The following is a 16,783-nucleotide window of genomic DNA, read 5'->3' as shown; positions in this document are numbered from 1 at the left end:
TATTTCGTGCGTATTTTGAGCGAAAACACGAATAAATTAATTAATTCTTGCGAAAAAAATTAGCAACTGTTAAAAAGTCAATCAAATTACATAAAAAGTTAATTTGCAGTTGTAATTATATGTTTACATCTAATCGGCCGCTTGCTTTAAATGTGTTATTTCTAGAAGGACTGCTAAGCAGTTTTAATTTATTTTTTACTTATGTGAGTCAAGATTATGTTACGCGACAACATTAACAATATTAACGTTACCTCAGAGCAGGTACTGATAACCCCCGAAGCCTTGAAAAGTGAACTTCCTGTTACCGATCATGCCTTGTCTGTGATCCAGTCTTCACGAAAAATTATCTCTGATATCATTCACCGCCGAGACCATCGTTTCTTAGTCATTAGTGGGCCATGCTCCATTCACGATATTGAAGCCGCTAAAGAGTATGCGCTTAAACTCAAAGAGCTACATGAATCATGTAAAGATACGTTGTACATTGTTATGCGTGTCTATTTTGAAAAACCCCGCACTACCGTTGGTTGGAAAGGGCTAATCAATGACCCGCATATTAACGATACCTTTGATATTGAAACAGGGTTACGCAAAGCCCGTGAACTACTGATTTGGTTAGCCGAGCTTGAGATACCCGTAGCGACAGAAGCCCTCGATCCCATTAGTCCCCAGTACTTAGCTGAGCTTTTCAGCTGGTCAGCCATTGGTGCTCGCACGTCTGAATCACAAACTCACCGGGAAATGGCCAGTGGTTTATCTATGCCGGTTGGCTTTAAAAATGGTACTGACGGCAGCCTAGGCATTGCGATTAATGCATTGCAATCAGCCGCATCAGGCCATAGTTTTATGGGCATTAATGGAGAAGGACAAGTTAGCGTCATTCAAACCCAAGGCAATCCCGATGGGCATATTATTTTACGAGGCGGCAAGCAACCTAACTATGACTCAGTGTGCGTAGCAGACTGCGAAGAAGAAATGCGCGCTGCTAAGCTAAGCGCCGGGTTAGTGGTTGATTGTAGCCATGCTAATTCAAGTAAAGATTATCGCCGTCAGCCGTTAGTCGCACAAAATGTAGTGAACCAAATACTTGGCGGAAACCAATCAGTTATTGGTATTATGCTGGAAAGTCATTTAAACGCGGGCAATCAAAGCAATAAAGGTAAAACGCCTAGTGAATTAGAATATGGCGTGTCAATTACCGATGGGTGTATTAATTGGGAAGCAACAGACGAGTTAATCAACCATATGCGTGATAAACTTATTACTGTATTGCCTTTGCGGTTAAATAAAATGAACAGCCCGAATTAGAAGGAACTTTGATGCCAACCGAACTAGAAAAACTACGTGACCAAATTGATGCTGTGGACTCGGAGTTAGTTGCACTTTTAGCTAGACGTGCTGCGCTTACCGAGCAAGTTGGTTTGTATAAAAGTAAGGTTGGTTTACCTGTGTATGTGCCTGCGCGAGAAGCTGAGCTGATTGAACAGCGCTGCGAGCAAGCAAAAGCAATGGGGGTTCCGCCCACATTAGTAGAGGATTTGTTACGCCGTATTATGCGTGAGTCGTATCATACGCAAAATAAGCGCTACATGTGCTGCGCTCCCGAGGTAGAAAATATTGTCGTTATCGGCGGGGGCGGGGCACTTGGGCGTATCTTTGTCGATATGTTCACCAGAAGCGGTTACAAGGTTGATATTTTAGAGCAAAACGATTGGCCCAAAGCGAATGATATGTTCGCAACCGCGAGTCTAGTACTCGTGGCAGTGCCGATTAAGTTGACTGAACAAATTATCGCTAAACTCGACAACCTTCCTGAAGACTGCATTTTAGCGGATATCACCAGTACCAAAGCGGTGCCACTGAACGCAATGTTAAATGTCCATAAAGGGCCTGTGGTGGGATTGCACCCCATGTTTGGCCCTGATGTATCTAGTATGGTTAAACAAGTTGTGGTGGTATGCCACGGCCGCGAAGAAGATAAGTACCAATGGTTGCTACAACAAATGCGAGTGTGGGGTGCGGCGCTGCAAGAAACCGACGCTCAAGAACACGATGACTCAATGGTGTTTATTCAGGTCATGCGTCACTTCTCAAGTTATGTATTCGGGGCACATTTACTGACTGAAAACCCGTCCCTTGACCGTCTTATTTCACTCAGTTCGCCGATATACCGACTCGAGCTTGCTATGGTAGGGCGTTTGTTCGCACAAGACCCAGCCTTATACACAGACATTATCTTTAACAACAAAGACAGTGTCGCTGTTCTGACTAGCTTTAGAGATACCTTCGATAACGCATTAGACATGCTCAAAAAAGGTGACAAGGGCGCGTTTATCAAACTGTTTTTCAAAGTCGGGGCGTGGTTTGGCGATTATTCGAAGCAATCATTGGTGGACAGTAAAAAATTGCTGCTAAAAGCCAACGATGATCGAACCATAAGCGAGTAACGCGCACCTAATTACAAATAACGATAATTTCATGATTTTTTGGATTCACAGTTACCAAGGCTGGTCCAGTACGGTGCATTCGCACTGGCGTTGGTTGTTGGCAGTGTGAATGCCGTTAAGCTTTTCCCATTAAGCTATTTCCCCTTCATCAGCCACGGCAACACTCGTTGGCACGAGCGGTTTACAAAATGCATTGGCGGCAACGTACAGTGGCGGTGTGATAGGCGCGAGTTTATTGAGTTATTTTGGTTTTAACGCGTTATTGATGCCTGCGTCGGCCCTTAGCTATCGTGTTTATCGCAATAAAATGAAAAGAAGGCGCTAAAAAGCGCCTTCTTATCTGACAATGATTAAAAATACCGTAAAGGGTTACTCTTCTTTAAGGGCATTTACAGCCGCAATCTTCGTCGGGTTTATTTCGTCATTTGGGTAGCATCCCAGCACTTTAAAATAACGGGTCGTGTTTTTTAGCTCTTCAAGTGCCACCTGCATAGGGCCATCTTGAATGTTGCCTTCAACATCGATATAAAACATCTCTTCCCACGGATTGCCTGTGATCGGCCTCGATTCCAGTTTCGTCATATTGATGTTGTTACTTTTAAGCACCATCAGTGCTTCTACTAACGCACCTGACTTTTGCACTGTGGACATCACTAGCGTCGTTTTAGCTGGAACTTGCAACGGCACATTAACTGGCTGGCGAGCGACAACGAAGAAACGGCTGTGGTTTTCTTTTTGATTGGCTAGGTTCGACTTAATGGCATGTAAGCCATAAAGCGCACCGCCAGCTTCACTGCCAATTGCGGCAACCGACTCACTTTGTAGTTCATTCACTGTCATCATTGCCGTGGATGTAGCATCACAGGTAATCACCTCAACATTACCTAACTCAGCTAAAAAGTGGCTACATTGAGCAAATACTTGAGGATGTGCATACAAGGTTTTAATGCGATGTACGTCGGTCGTTTTACTCACTAGCAACGCGTGTTTGATAGGGTGGGTGAGCTCACCAATAATCGACAAATGAGTGTGCTGTAACTGGTCATAGACTTCGTTGATGCTGCCAGACGAGGTATTTTCAATAGGTAATACAGCGTAGTCCGCTTCGTTGGTTTCCACTTTTTTGATGATTTCACCAAAGCTCTGGCAGCCAATTTCCAATAATTCACCTGGACGGCGAGAGAAATACTTCTGTGTTGCCAGGTAACTATACGAGCCTTTGTCTCCCAAAAATGCCACGCGGTTGAGTGGTAAACTGCTTCCAGGATTTGCTCGTTGTGCCAACAATGCCTGCTGGTTCAATACCGAATCTTCAATGATTACGTGAAACAGTTGAGTAACGTAATGAGCATCAAGTCCATGGCCTTGGCCACGCTTAATTAAGCTGACTAAAAGTTGTTCTTCGCGTTTGTGATCTCTTACCGGAATATGATGGGTAATTTTGGTTTCAGCCACTTGATTGGTGCACTGCTGACGCTCAGCGAGCAGTTTCAGTAACTGCTGATCAATTGAGGTAATTTGTTCTCTTAATTTATCTAGCTCCACGACCGACATTTTACTCACTTCCATAGATAGGTTAAAAAGCCTTTTGGGTAAGGCATAAGTTCTTTGTATATAAATGATTTAACACAGGCTTGGCGCGCTGAAACTATTATCAGTTGAATACACTGAGCTTTCGAATCTATTAACTCGAGCGCCCAATGTCAATCTTTACCTTATGCTAAAATAGCCTTTAGCGTAGATATTTTCTATAAACAGGCTAAAAGTGCATGTTTCTTAGTGCTATCTATTCCTCTAATAGGGAGATAAGTAACATCTTAACTTGTTCAACTTCAAAGGGTTTATCACACAGAGCATTCACGCCAGTCTGGTGAATATTGGCCATATGCAAGCTGTTTACCGATTCTGACGTTACCATAATAATGGGAATATGCGACGTTTCACTGTTAAAACGGATGAACTCGGATAATTCTCTACCATCCATTTCTGGCATATTGTAGTCCGTTACCACTAAATCGAACGTGTGCTCTTTAAGTTTAGTGAGCGCTGAAGCACCATTTTCCGCTTCAATTATCTGTTCTATGCCTAAGCCTTGTAAAACACGCTTGATATGGTTTCGCGCTAGTTTACTGTCATCCACTAACAAAACACGCACTTGGCGAACATCAAATAAATTTAAGTCTAATTCTTCGGTGTTAATAAGATCTAACGACGCTTTTAACGCACGGGAGAGGTTCTCGGTGCTAAACGGTTTGGGAAGCATAGCCGCCACACCTGCTTGTTTAAACTCTTCTAGCTTTTCAGGGCGATTTTCCGATGAGACCAACATAAACGGGATTGAACAATGTTCAGGCGAGTTTTTAATTGATTTTAATATGTCTACGCCAGTACCATCTTCAAGGTACATAGAGCTCACGACCAAGTCAGCGCCTTGTTTATTGATGGCTTCTATGGCTTCTTTGACATTGCTGACGGCATTAACGTTTTCGACGTTTTCTTTGTGCAGCAATGTACTGATAATTTTTCGTTGGGTATCCGATGGCTCGACCAAAATAATACTTAAGTCTGCTAACAATATCTTTTGCATGGTAAACCTTTGTTGGGGACTAATTTAGCGGATTATCCGCCAGCTAGCTTTACAGTGTAGCCGCGCTTTTCTAAAGCTTGTTTTATTTTGTCTCTGTTATCACCTTGAATTTCAATGACGCCGTCTTTTACTGCACCGCCAGTACCGCACATTTTCTTTAATTCAGAACACAAGGTTTTGATCTGTGCTGCATCCATGTCCATGCCGCTCAAAGTGGTTACTCCTTTACCCTTACGGCCTTTTGTTTCTCTGCGGATACGGATAATACCGTCTGTTTGCGGGCGTGAAGGCTGCGCTTTTTTAGCAGCAATTCGACCACCATCTGTACTATATACAAGATTATCTTGGCTCATGTTGACTATCGCTTTAGCTTGGAAGATGAGAATAAAAATGTGATTCTATTAAAAAAGCGGTGATGTTTATAGGCAAAATGCGCAAACTGCTATTTAATGTAAGAGCAACTAAGCGCAGTTTTATGGAGTAAAGCATGAGTTTGGAACGAAAATTTTCAGCTGACAAAAAGCAATTAACGGTGGTCGCTGATGAAGTATTTGATTTTGGTAAAGTGCAAGATTTTCGCGTAGCTTTTTCAACTGATATTGAAGATGTGGAAGAGGTAACAATCGACTTACACAAAACAGACTATATGGATAGCTCAGCGCTGGGTATGTTATTGAACATGCAAAAGCTGTTATCAGGAAAGGTGTCTACCTTTAAAATTACTAATACCCGCCCTCAAGTGCTTAAAATTTTACAAATTGCACGCTTCGATAAAAAATTTGAAATCAGCTAGTTTGCTTGCTAGCTAAGCGGTGGTTCGCCTAATTATGCGTATACTTATTGTTGATGATGACTCCTTAAACCGTTTCTTATTGGTGCACATGCTAGAACAGAACGGTTATCCAGACTGCTACGAAGCAGAAAGTGGTCACGAAGCACTGTCGTTAGCAAAGCGCATTCAGCCTGAATTAGTGTTACTCGACGTGATGATGGAAGACATGAGCGGCTTTGAAGTGGCACCCTTGCTCAAGGCTCAAACAGATGAAATCTATCTACCAATTATTTTTATTACCGCATTGGATGACGAAGACAGTCTGGTGCGTTGTCTTGATGTAGGGGGCGACGATTTTGTTGCCAAACCCTTTAATAAAACTATTCTTGCGGCGAAAATAAGTGCCCATGCTCGGACCCGAGAATTAAGTAAAAAGTCATATGAACAAAATCAGCAGTTAATATTTTATCGCAACGCAGTGGAGCGTGAGCATAAAATTGTTGAGCATATTTTTGGCAATGCAGTAACGAACGACAACAAGTTATTACCCTATTTAGATTTTAAGTTACTTCCCGCAACGGATTTTAATGGTGACTTATTATTGTTTAGTGCTGGCCCTAACGGTGGACTTTATTATTTAGTCGGTGACTTTACTGGTCACGGCCTTGCTGCAGCTATCGGAGCGTTGCCGGTTTCTCAGGCTTTTCATGCAATGGCGAGCAAGGGACTATCAGTGTTTGAAATGGCTGCGACTCTAAATGAAACCTTATTAAAATTACTGCCTGGCGATATGTTTTTTGCTGCCGCGCTGGTGCATGTAAGTCTTTGTGGTACCCGTTTGGAAATATGGAATAGTGGTATGCCTGACCTACTGCTATTTAACGCTGAAGGGGACGTGATTGAACGGTTCTCGTCACAACATATGGCATTAGGCATACTGGACGCCGATGAGATGGGCAAAGAAATTCAGCGCTATCAAAGTACGGTAGGCGACCGTTTACTGGCTTTTTCAGATGGTGTGATAGAAATCATGGATCCTGAGCAGAATATGCTCAGTGAGAAACAAATTGAACATTGGGTGGCAGCTCAAGCAGATGTGACGGTCACAGAGTTATTTGAGCGGATTACGCAATTTAGTCAAAATACCAGTCCCTCGGATGACTTAACTTGCGTTTCCTATACGTGTCAATCTCTTTTGGCTTTAGAGCACCAGCAGACTATTGCGCCAATACCTTTTCATTTAACGTTTGAATTAGACGCTAGCGCTATTAAAGAAGGCGATCCCGTGCAAAGTGTGGTCAACATGGTATGTAGCCAAACTGGCATGTACGCGCTACACGCTCGTTTATTTACTGTCGTAAGCGAGTTGTACAACAACGCTTTAGATCACGGGGTATTAAAGCTTGATTCTGCTTTAAAACATTCCCCTGATGGGTTTGAAGCCTATTTTGATTTGCGTACACAGCGCCTCGCGCAGTTAAGTCAGGCAGAAATCAGCATGACCCTAACATTTGATCCCGTTAAGCGTAGTTTGATTATTCTGGTGCGTGACTCGGGCCCAGGGTTTGATTATCAGCTTCGCTTAAAACAAGCCAGTTTAGAGGATTGTTTTGGACGTGGCATTCAGTTAGTGGCAGAGTTAACAGATAGCGTGCAGTATTTAGATGCTGGTAACGCGGTCGAAGTGATGTTTAACGTATAAAGTGAAGTTTCACGGAAAAGCTAAAAAGGCTAGATATGCAAAATAACTTACAAACAATCATCAGAAAAGCCCAGGTGAGTGATATCGAATCTTTGGTTAACTTCAATCAACTTATGGCTGACGAAACCGAAGGTAAGCAACTCGATAGCGACGTGTTAACGTTAGGGGTAAGTAACCTTATTAACGATGCAAGCAAAGGCTTTTACCTGGTCGCTGAAATAGATGAACAAGTGGTTGGCAGCTTGATGGTAACAACCGAGTGGAGTGATTGGCGTAACAGTGAGTTTTGGTGGGTACAAAGTGTTTATATTGTGCCGCAATTTCGCCGTAAAGGGCTTTACAGCGCTCTATATAATAAAGTGCGAGCACTTGGAGATGACGCAGGTAATGTGTGCGGCTACCGTCTTTATGTAGAGCGGGAAAATCTGGTTGCTCAGCGCACTTATGAGGCGTTAGACATGCATGAAAGTCATTACCTTATGTTTGAAAGTCAATAAAAGCTCACCTAATTGATAATTATTCTCAATTGCTTTAGGCTGTCATTCATTCGATAAATACTATTTGAAACAGGATATAGGTTTGAAACGTTTTCTTAAATTAGTGGGTTTAGTCAGTTGTATTTCCGTTAGTGCATTTGCATCTGCGCAAGAAGTTAATGTGTATTCTGCGCGAAAAGAGGCTCTTATCAAGCCGTTGCTCGATAAGTTTAGTGCTGATACTGGTATATCAGTTAACCTTGTTACCGGCAAAGCCGATGCGCTTATCACGCGCCTTAAAAGTGAAGGGAAGTACAGCCCAGCGGATATCTTAATTACCACCGATGTTGGTCGACTATACCGTGCAAAAGAGCAAGGTCTAACCCAAGCAATTGAAACAGACGCGTTTAAAGAATTGATCTCACAAAATTATATCGATCCGGATAGCAACTGGGTTGGTTTTACCTTAAGAGCGCGGCCTTTGATGGTTGCCCCTGAGCGCGTTGATGCCAGCCAGTTGTCCCGTATGGAAGACTTAGCCGATGAACAATGGCGCGGTAGGATCTGTATTCGCTCTTCAAGCAATATTTACAACCAATCCATGGTGGCTGCTATGATTGCTCAGCTTGGTGAAGAGAAAACCCAAGCTTGGTTAAATGACTTTGTTAAGAATTTTGCTCGCACGCCAAAAGGTGGAGATCGCGATCAAATTAAAGCTGTTGTGGCAGGTCAGTGTGATATCGCCATTGCCAACACATACTACTTGGCGGGTATGGCCAGTGATGGAGACGAAGCTACGCGAGAAACGGCCAGCAAAGTAAAAGTGGTTTGGCCAAATCAACAAGACCGTGGCGCCCACGTCAATATTTCTGGTGCCGCCATTACCAAGCACGCTCCTAATGCCGCTGCAGCACAAAAGCTAGTGAGTTTCATGCTACAAGATGAGTCGCAAGAGTGGTACGCAAAAACCAATCATGAGTACCCTTTACGCGCTGATGTTGAGCAAAGTGAAGTGTTGACTACGTTCGGTGACTTTAAAGCCGAAGATGTTGACCTTGCTAAGGTAGGCGAATTAAACCGTCAAGCAGTGGTATTGATGGATAAAGCAGGTTGGAAATAACTCGATAGTTTATTTTACCGACCTGTTCTCTTTTGAAAATTAGTCCTTGGCGAGAGCCGTGGTTATGGGCCGTCACTGTCTTTAGTTTACTATTGGCAGTGCCGGTTTTATTAATTTTTACCAGCGTTTTTATTCCCCAAAAAGAATTATGGCAGCACCTGTTTGCCACAGTGCTTAATGACTATGTTTATCATTCATTACTGATAGCCTTTAGTGTGGGTGGGCTGACGCTATTGCTAGGTACAAGCTTAGCTTGGCTGGTGGCTCGTTACGAGTTTGCTGGGCGTGGCACTTTACAATGGCTTATTCTTCTACCTATGGCGATGCCTGCCTACATTCTAGCTTACACCTATACAGGTATGTTGGATGTGGCAGGGCCATTACAAACTCACCTGCGCGCTACCTTCAACTGGACATATCATGATTACTGGTTTCCTGATGTGCGCTCAGTAGGCGGTGCAATATTGATGCTATCGCTGGTACTTTATCCTTACGTGTACATGTTAGCGCGCACGGCATTTTCAGAGCAATCAGCGAGCTTTTATGAAGCGAGCCGCAGCATGGGCGTTAGCGGCTTTGGTTATTTTCGTAAAGTTGCTTTTCCACTAGCTCGTCCGGCCATTTTAACCGGTACTGCATTGGCCATGATGGAAGCCTTTGCCGATTATGGCACCGTGCAGTATTTTGGTATTAGTACCTTTACCACGGGTATTTTTCGTACTTGGAATGGTTTAGGAAATACGATTGGGGCGGCGCAGTTGGCTGCCGTGCTAACCAGTTTTGTGTTGGTGCTTTTGTTGATTGAAAAACACTCTCGCCGTCGCTTACGCTATTTTCATCAAGGCCAAAAGCAAAACAGCGCTAAGCGTTTAACGTTGACCCCAGTATCCGCAGTGTGGGCGGTGATAGCCTGTTTGTTGCCGGTATCTTTAGGGTTTATTATTCCTTGCGCACAATTGCTAATTTGGGCCGCAGAGCGCGCCACCACGCAAATTGACAGTGGCTTTATCGATTTGATTTGGAATAGCTTTTACTTAGCCGCAAGCGCTGCGTTGATTGCTGTTGGTTTAGCTTTGCTGTTTGCTTACGCGAAGCGTTTACGCAGCCACTGGTTGCTAAACTCTCAAGTGCAAATAGCTAGTTTGGGTTATGCGATACCAGGTACGGTGATAGCTATTGGCGCAATGCTGATGTTAAGCGCCGCAGATGATGCTCTGAATGCGCTTACCGAGTCGCTATTTGACACCAGTGTTGGTTTGATATTTTCAGGTACATTAGTCGCGCTACTTCTGGCCTACTCTGTGCGTTTTTTAGCCGTGGCATTACACAATGTTGAAGCAGGGTTACAACGCATTAAGCCAAGTATGGATGATGCGGCACGTTCAATGGGGTTGTCCTCTTTCGCTGTTTTAAAAACAGTCCACATACCTTTACTACGCGCTAGCGTTCTCAGTGCGATTTTGCTTGTTTTTGTAGATGTATTAAAAGAACTACCCGCCACACTCATACTGCGCCCCTTTAATTTTAATACCTTAGCAGTAAGAACATTTGAACTGGCCTCAGAAGAGCGGCTTCAAGATGCGGCGGTTCCTGCTATAGCCATCGTGTTGGTTGGAATATTACCGGTTGTATTATTAACCAGAGCGCTTGAATCAGGTAAAGATAGGTGACAAAAGCAACGACAGTGCGGTGTTATGAAGGTGAAACCAAATGCTTGATTTGAACAATATTAGTATTGCTTACGACAATAAAACGGTGGTCAGCGAGGTAACTTTTTCGCTCAACTCTGGAGAAATAGGTTGCTTGCTGGGCCCATCAGGATGCGGGAAAACTTCTATTTTACGCGCAATTGCTGGTTTTGAACCTCTTACCCAAGGTGAGATTGCTCTAAGAGGCACTCAGGTGGCCAGTGTAGATACGCATATTGCACCGGATAAGCGCAAAGTTGCCGTTGTTTTTCAAGACTTTGCCTTGTTTCCACACTTGAATGTAGCGCAAAATATTGCTTTTGGACTACATCACAGTAGTGGCAAAGAAAAGGCACAGCGGGTTGACGAACTGCTTGCGTTGGTGGGCTTGCCGGATATCGGTGAACGTTTCACTCATGCCTTATCAGGCGGTCAACAACAACGGGTGGCCCTTGCGCGTGCGCTGGCGGTTAGGCCTGATTTATTATTGCTTGATGAGCCATTTTCAAGTTTAGATGCTGAGCTACGTGAAGACTTAGCGCAAGATATAAGGCGTATTCTAAAGCAAGCAGGTACGAGTGCATTGCTGGTCACTCATGATCAGCACGAAGCATTTGCCATGGCAGATAAAATTGGGGTGTTAAAGGCGGGGCATTTATTACAGTGGGCAACGGCATATCAGTTGTACCACCGGCCAGTAGACAAATTTGTCGCCGGTTTTATTGGCCAAGGCACCTTGTTACCCGGGCAAATTATTATGGCGGACAGCGCCGACGACATTCACCTTAAAACCAAGCTGGGCGTCTTTTCCCTCACTAAAGAACAAATAACACGGTTTGCAGGTGCAACAAACATTGATGTGTTGGTGCGTCCTGACGACATAGTACATGATGACAATAGTCAGAATCTGGCTTTGGTCATGTCGCGTGCGTTTAAAGGTGCACACATACTTTATGAACTTGCTTTGCATGACGATCCTTCGGCAACTGTGCTTTGCTTGGCTCCGAGTCACCACGACCATGCTCTTGGTGAAAGGATCGGCATCCGTTTAGATCTTAAGCACCTCGTTATGTTTAACGCGTAAGAGCGACCATTTATCGATACATTGCTTACTCCCTCTTGTAATTTACTGAATAATCGTTAGATATAAGGTTAATCAGAGAACGAAAGAGAAGTGGTTATGTTGTCAAAGTTAGTAAATTGGTTTGAAGAAAAGACACGTCAAGACGAACAAGCAGGACGAGAAAACAGCCATGAGGTAGCCACTGCCGTTTTACTCTACGAATTAATGCGTGCCGATGGCGACTTTAGCGCAGAAGAACAAAGTGCTTATGAGCACATCCTACGTACACGCTTTACCTTAGATGACACTCAGTTAACTGAGTTACTTGATTTAACCAAAGATAAAGCGGCCCAAGCGGTAGACTTCTCTCAGTTTACTCGGGTTATCAATGATACGTGTACCCCAGAGCAGCGGCGCGGCATTATTGATGGCCTTTGGAAAATAGCTTACGCGGACGATGTACTGGATCCAGAAGAAGAGCACATGATAAGAAGGGTGGCTGACCTTCTGTATGTTTCCCATAGCCAATTCATTCAAAGTAAACTTGCCGCAGCCGGTGATTTGTAACTTCACAGTAGGGTGTATCTAATTAAATACACTATAAAGCTGACCGATTTCCTCAGGGGAGGCCATTTCTGCAGCGTTTCCCCGTACTCGACGACAGTATCATTAATTTTGTCTTAAATTCGCGACACTTAAGGATGCTATCTACTTGACTTCTCCTATTGTAATTAATTTAACTATTTGATTTTAATGAATTAAATAAACTTGGCTTAGATATTGTAATACTAAAGTTGTAATCGTACTTTTCTCGACTGGTTCCTCGGGAGTGACGCATGGATAGCAAGTACGGTGAAAATAATAAGGGTCGACACTAATACTGTTATTGGCTGCGATGGCGTTTGCAACTGATGGCTCTTATGCATTTTTAGCTAGGCTTACGAGTTGCGCTTATTGCAAGGCAAGGATGCTATTTATCTTTTTCAATGAACCCAATTTTGCCTTCGTGCTGCGGATATAACATTCATGAAACGCGCTTTTTGTAAATTCATTTCTTGCCTACTTACGTTTTCAAGTAGTTTTGCTATGGCGATCCCATCTCAGCCACAGGATGATATTTTGCAACGTCTGGACAAAAACGCCGACGGTGAGATATCGATTAAAGAGGCCGTGGCGGATCCAATTATCCTTGAGTCCTTTAGTCGTATTGATATTAATGGTGATGGTTTGATCAGCCGTCACGAATTAACCACGGTCCACGTTAGACGATCCCATGGCAACGCTTTGAACTAAGCGAGGTCGAAAATCTGCTATGCATTAGGTTAAACCATCATATTTACTGCCTAGTGTTACCACCTTTTGTTATTATGCTGGCCAATTAGGAAGGATTAGATTGTTAGGATTGCCAATGCAGCTTGGATCGTTACGCCAGCTTACCTTAGTCAGCTTTGCACTCGTGCTGGTACCACTAGTGGTACTGCTGTGGCACAGCCAAATAACATTAGGAAGAATGGGAGAGATCGCCACCAATGAAGCCGAGTTTTCGGTGGCTATGGTGCGGCGTGTGAATAGCCTTGAAAGTTTTTCGGTGGATATTGAACGCTTGATCCGACAATACCACGTGTTAGATAAAGCAGAATTAAAAGAGCTATCTGACAAATACGTCGAACGTTTTACAGAAGCCTTAGGTAGCTTGTGTGTGCAGCTAGAAAACTCACAAGAGTGTCATGTTCTCTCTGAGCGTTTAACTTGGTTTCAAAGTTATGACAGGTTAAGTGATCAATTATTGCTCGACGCACAGCTTGCAGAGTTTCGTAGAGCGCTGACCGAATTAGGGCAAAGTGTTGATTCGTTACTCGATGACAGGATCAAAAAACGTCAGGGCTATGTTAGTTCTGTGCAGCAAACCCAAGCTTGGCTGACCGCTTTATTGGTCAGTATCAGTCTAATGTTGATCATTTTTGGTAGTCAGTTGATTTTGCGACCAGTGCGCAAATTGGAGCATGTAATTCAGGCTATCTCTCTACAAGAAGATGAGCTGCCAGAAATTTCTAACTCCGGGCCCAAAGAACTTATTCTGGTAGAACGCAAGTTACACCGTCTTGCAGATCGCTTAACTCAGTTAGAGCATCTTCGCCACGCGTTGTTGCGCCATGCTTCGCATGAGCTTAAAACACCGTTGGCCAGTATTAAAGAGGGTTGTTCATTATTAACAGAGCAAGTCGTGGGTGAGCTAACGGAGCAGCAAATGGAGGTGATGTCTCTACTCAATAGCAGCACGGATCGATTAAACACCCTGATCATGCAGTTGCTTGACTACAATTTGCTGCTGCAACAGGCAAAACCTGATTTCCAATGGTTAAAAACGGCCACATTGATCGAAGAGTTTATTACGGATAATCGCTTGGCCTTACAACAAAACAAGCATGAATTAGATACCAAAATAGAATTAAACCAAGTGTATGCAGATGCGAAATTGTTTCGTCGTATTTTGGATAACTTGTTATCAAATGCCATTGCTCATGGCAGTAAAGGGCGGCCAATCAATATCAAACTTTATCAAGAGAAACATGTTCAGGTGCTTGATGTGTCCAATCGCGGGCAAAAAATATCACCCGAGCAACGCGCTATTTTATTTGAACCATTTAATCGCGGTGAAGGAAAACGAAATGACCGGATTATTGGATCTGGACTGGGGTTGTCGATCGTAGCCGATTGTGCGCGTATGATGCGAGGTAAAGTTGAAATTGTAGACGTGGATTACGCGGATGTGTGTTTCCGTGTTTCTATCCCCTTAACTGAGAAAAAATAATGAAAGCGAAAATAATAAAAGCAGGGATAAGCTTAGTCGTTTTGAGTTTGGCCGGTTGTAAACTAATACCTGAGAACGAGACCGCTGCTGAGCGTCAAGAAGTGCTTCACGAAAGAAACTACTGTTTATATAAGACCCCTGAAGCCTCTGTTGAGCAAAATTGTGATGTTGTTTATTGGCTTAATTATTGGCTAGATGGCGACGAAATGACGTGGGCACAACGTAAGGCTGAAATCGCTTTGCTGAGCGATAGCCCGCAGGATTTGCTGCGCAAGGTGCTGCTTTGCCAAGGTAAAGACACTCCTTATCAAGATAAGCTTCGATCTCAATCTTGGGCATTGAGTCTTATCAAAGAGTTTGATGGTGGCATGCAAGACATGCTCAGTGTGATGATCTACCACCCAAGCCAAGTCTTGCTCGAATCGGAATCTGCCGTGGTGACCCTAAGCAAGATTAACGGTGGGCAATCCACCCGAATTGAAGAACAACAAGCCTTGGTTGACCAACAAAGAGAGCAAATTGAAGAACAGCGTAGTCAGATTGAACAATTATTAAAGATTGAAGCGTCCATTATGGATAACGCTAAAGGAGATCCTAAGTGAGTAAAAATGAAGCGTCGTTGAAGCCACAAATATTACTCGTAGATGATGATGAGAGTTTACTGCGATTAATGGCCATACGCCTAGAAGGCGAAGGCTACAGTGTGCAAAGCGCAGAAGGTGGCAAAGAGGCCTTGCGTTTAATGAATACCCAAAACTTTGATGCGGTATTAAGCGACCTTAGAATGCCAGGTCTAGACGGCTTGAGCTTGTTTGAAGAGATTATGTCTTTAGGCAAAGATCTGCCTGTTATATTGATGACAGCCCATGGCACCATTCAAGACGCGGTAGAGGCGACCCAAAGAGGGGTCTTTGGTTTTTTAACTAAGCCGATTGACCATACAGAATTACGCGATTTATTAGCCAAAGCGGTCAGTCAAAGTCAAGGCTCGCAAGCGGGAGCGTGGCGAGAGCAAATCATCACCCGTTCTATGCAAATGGAGCAACTACTTGATCAAGCCCACCGAGTTGCACAACGTGATGTCAGTGTTTTAGTCAGTGGTGCAAGTGGTACAGGTAAAGAGCTGCTAGCCAATGCTATTCATAAAGCCAGTAAACGGGCTAACAAACCTTTTGTGGCAATAAACTGCGGTGCGTTACCGGAAAATCTTTTGGAGTCTGAATTATTCGGCCACGCCAAAGGTGCGTTTACCGGTGCGGTAAATGAGCATCAAGGTTTGTTCAGAGAAGCCGATGGCGGTACCTTATTTTTGGATGAAATTGGCGATATGCCGACGCCTTTGCAAGTAAAATTATTACGTGCATTGCAAGAGCAAGTGATTCGCCCGGTAGGTAGCAGCAAGCAAATCCCAGTTGATGTGCGAATTATCTCTGCGACACACAAGAATTTGTCCACAGAAATGAGCGAAGGGAATTTCCGAGAGGATCTGTATTATCGCTTAAACGTGGTGAATTTAACCTTGCCCACGTTACGTGAACGTTCCGAAGATATTCCGTTGCTGGCACGTTACTTATTAAAGAAAAGCGCCGAGCGTCATGAAGTACGTGTGAGTCGTTTTTCAGATGATGCAATGCAATTGTTGACCACCGAGTTATGGCCAGGAAACGTTCGCCAATTAGTCAATGTGGTTGAGCAATGCGTGGCATTAACGCAAACATCCGTTATTGCTGTGCATCTTGTAGAACAAGCTTTGTCTAGCTCAGAACAAAAGTGGCCAACGCTTACCGAAGCTCGTGACGCATTTGAGCAAAGCTACTTGCTTAAGTTACTGAAAATGACAGACGGCAATGTAACGCGCGCTGCTGAAATTGCCGGGCGTAATCGAACCGATTTACACAAGCTAATGAAAAAGCATGATTTGCACTCGACCGATTTCAAGCATGATTAGCGCTTATTGAGCCTAAAAAGTTCAGCGATAATTCAAAAACGCGAATAATGTTATTATTCGCGTTTTTTTGTGTTTTTGTAAAAATGTTCAATTGCGCAAAGTTAGTGCTACATATTGTTGTGTTCTGTTTTAGAATACGCGGCAATTTATTAAAGAGGTAATTAGTTA

16 protein-coding genes are annotated in these 16,783 nt (G+C 43.6%); 13 read left to right on the top strand and 3 right to left on the bottom strand.

Translation table 11 applies throughout. The features are described from left to right. Positions 1-216: 216 nt before the first annotated feature. Together GCHA_RS00825 and tyrA are read left to right on the top strand one after the other, a co-directional pair. Positions 217-1,308: a 3-deoxy-7-phosphoheptulonate synthase gene (locus tag GCHA_RS00825; protein WP_007984064.1), complete on the top strand. Its 1,092-nt coding sequence runs from the start codon at positions 217-219 to the stop codon at positions 1,306-1,308. Between the two features lie 11 nt (positions 1,309-1,319). Continuing rightward, positions 1,320-2,447 (top strand): bifunctional chorismate mutase/prephenate dehydrogenase, encoded by a 1,128-nt coding sequence (tyrA, locus tag GCHA_RS00820; protein ID WP_007984063.1) that lies wholly within the window; start codon positions 1,320-1,322, stop codon positions 2,445-2,447. Between the two features lie 369 nt (positions 2,448-2,816). Here the strand turns inward: tyrA and pheA are convergent, their stop codons facing one another. From pheA to yciH, 3 genes are all read right to left on the bottom strand, one after another. Next, complete coding sequence (gene pheA, locus GCHA_RS00815) at positions 2,817-4,016, bottom strand: prephenate dehydratase (RefSeq protein WP_007984061.1); 1,200 nt, start codon at positions 4,014-4,016, stop codon at positions 2,817-2,819. A gap of 217 nt (positions 4,017-4,233) precedes the next feature. Further along, entirely contained in the window at positions 4,234-5,034 is an 801-nt protein-coding gene (locus tag GCHA_RS00810; RefSeq protein WP_007984060.1) for a response regulator, read from the bottom strand. Positions 5,035-5,066: 32 nt separating this feature from the next. Next, positions 5,067-5,387 (bottom strand): stress response translation initiation inhibitor YciH, encoded by a 321-nt coding sequence (yciH, locus tag GCHA_RS00805; protein WP_007984059.1) that lies wholly within the window; start codon positions 5,385-5,387, stop codon positions 5,067-5,069. A 134-nt stretch (positions 5,388-5,521) separates the two neighbouring features. Between yciH and GCHA_RS00800 the strand changes: the two genes are divergently transcribed. The 11 genes from GCHA_RS00800 to GCHA_RS00750 all read left to right on the top strand — a co-directional run bounded on the left by GCHA_RS00800 (position 5,522) and on the right by GCHA_RS00750 (position 16,615). Further along, a complete protein-coding gene (locus GCHA_RS00800; protein ID WP_007984058.1) occupies positions 5,522-5,827 on the top strand; it encodes an STAS domain-containing protein in 306 nt (101 codons plus the stop codon). A 34-nt stretch (positions 5,828-5,861) separates the two neighbouring features. Then, entirely contained in the window at positions 5,862-7,508 is a 1,647-nt protein-coding gene (locus GCHA_RS00795) for an ATP-binding SpoIIE family protein phosphatase (RefSeq protein WP_007984057.1), read from the top strand. Between the two features lie 35 nt (positions 7,509-7,543). Continuing rightward, a complete protein-coding gene (locus GCHA_RS00790; protein ID WP_007984056.1) occupies positions 7,544-8,005 on the top strand; it encodes a GNAT family N-acetyltransferase in 462 nt (153 codons plus the stop codon). Positions 8,006-8,087: 82 nt separating this feature from the next. Beyond that, complete coding sequence (locus GCHA_RS00785) at positions 8,088-9,104, top strand: Fe(3+) ABC transporter substrate-binding protein (RefSeq protein ID WP_007984055.1); 1,017 nt, start codon at positions 8,088-8,090, stop codon at positions 9,102-9,104. A 32-nt stretch (positions 9,105-9,136) separates the two neighbouring features. Further along, positions 9,137-10,774 (top strand): ABC transporter permease, encoded by a 1,638-nt coding sequence (locus GCHA_RS00780; protein WP_039991907.1) that lies wholly within the window; start codon positions 9,137-9,139, stop codon positions 10,772-10,774. Between the two features lie 40 nt (positions 10,775-10,814). Continuing rightward, positions 10,815-11,876, top strand: coding sequence for an ABC transporter ATP-binding protein (locus GCHA_RS00775; RefSeq protein WP_007984053.1), 1,062 nt, complete (start codon positions 10,815-10,817; stop codon positions 11,874-11,876). A 96-nt stretch (positions 11,877-11,972) separates the two neighbouring features. Beyond that, the gene (locus tag GCHA_RS00770) at positions 11,973-12,422 is read left to right on the top strand and encodes a tellurite resistance TerB family protein (protein ID WP_007984052.1); all 450 of its coding nucleotides are present in this window, start codon (positions 11,973-11,975) and stop codon (positions 12,420-12,422) included. 552 nt (positions 12,423-12,974) lie between these two features. Beyond that, positions 12,975-13,148, top strand: coding sequence for an EF-hand domain-containing protein (locus GCHA_RS00765; RefSeq protein ID WP_229816493.1), 174 nt, complete (start codon positions 12,975-12,977; stop codon positions 13,146-13,148). 115 nt (positions 13,149-13,263) lie between these two features. Then, the gene (locus tag GCHA_RS00760) at positions 13,264-14,667 is read left to right on the top strand and encodes a sensor histidine kinase (RefSeq protein ID WP_007984050.1); all 1,404 of its coding nucleotides are present in this window, start codon (positions 13,264-13,266) and stop codon (positions 14,665-14,667) included. Next, entirely contained in the window at positions 14,667-15,269 is a 603-nt protein-coding gene (locus GCHA_RS00755) for a hypothetical protein (RefSeq protein ID WP_007984049.1), read from the top strand. Before GCHA_RS00760 ends, GCHA_RS00755 begins: the two co-directional genes overlap by 1 nt. Continuing rightward, entirely contained in the window at positions 15,266-16,615 is a 1,350-nt protein-coding gene (locus GCHA_RS00750; RefSeq protein ID WP_007984048.1) for a sigma 54-interacting transcriptional regulator, read from the top strand. The genes GCHA_RS00755 and GCHA_RS00750 overlap by 4 nt, the downstream gene beginning before the upstream one ends. The last annotated feature ends 168 nt before the right edge of the window (positions 16,616-16,783 follow it).

This window comes from Paraglaciecola chathamensis S18K6, assembly GCA_000314955.1.
Lineage (GTDB): Bacteria > Pseudomonadota > Gammaproteobacteria > Enterobacterales > Alteromonadaceae > Paraglaciecola > Paraglaciecola chathamensis.
This window is presented reverse-complemented; position numbering and strand designations above follow the sequence as displayed.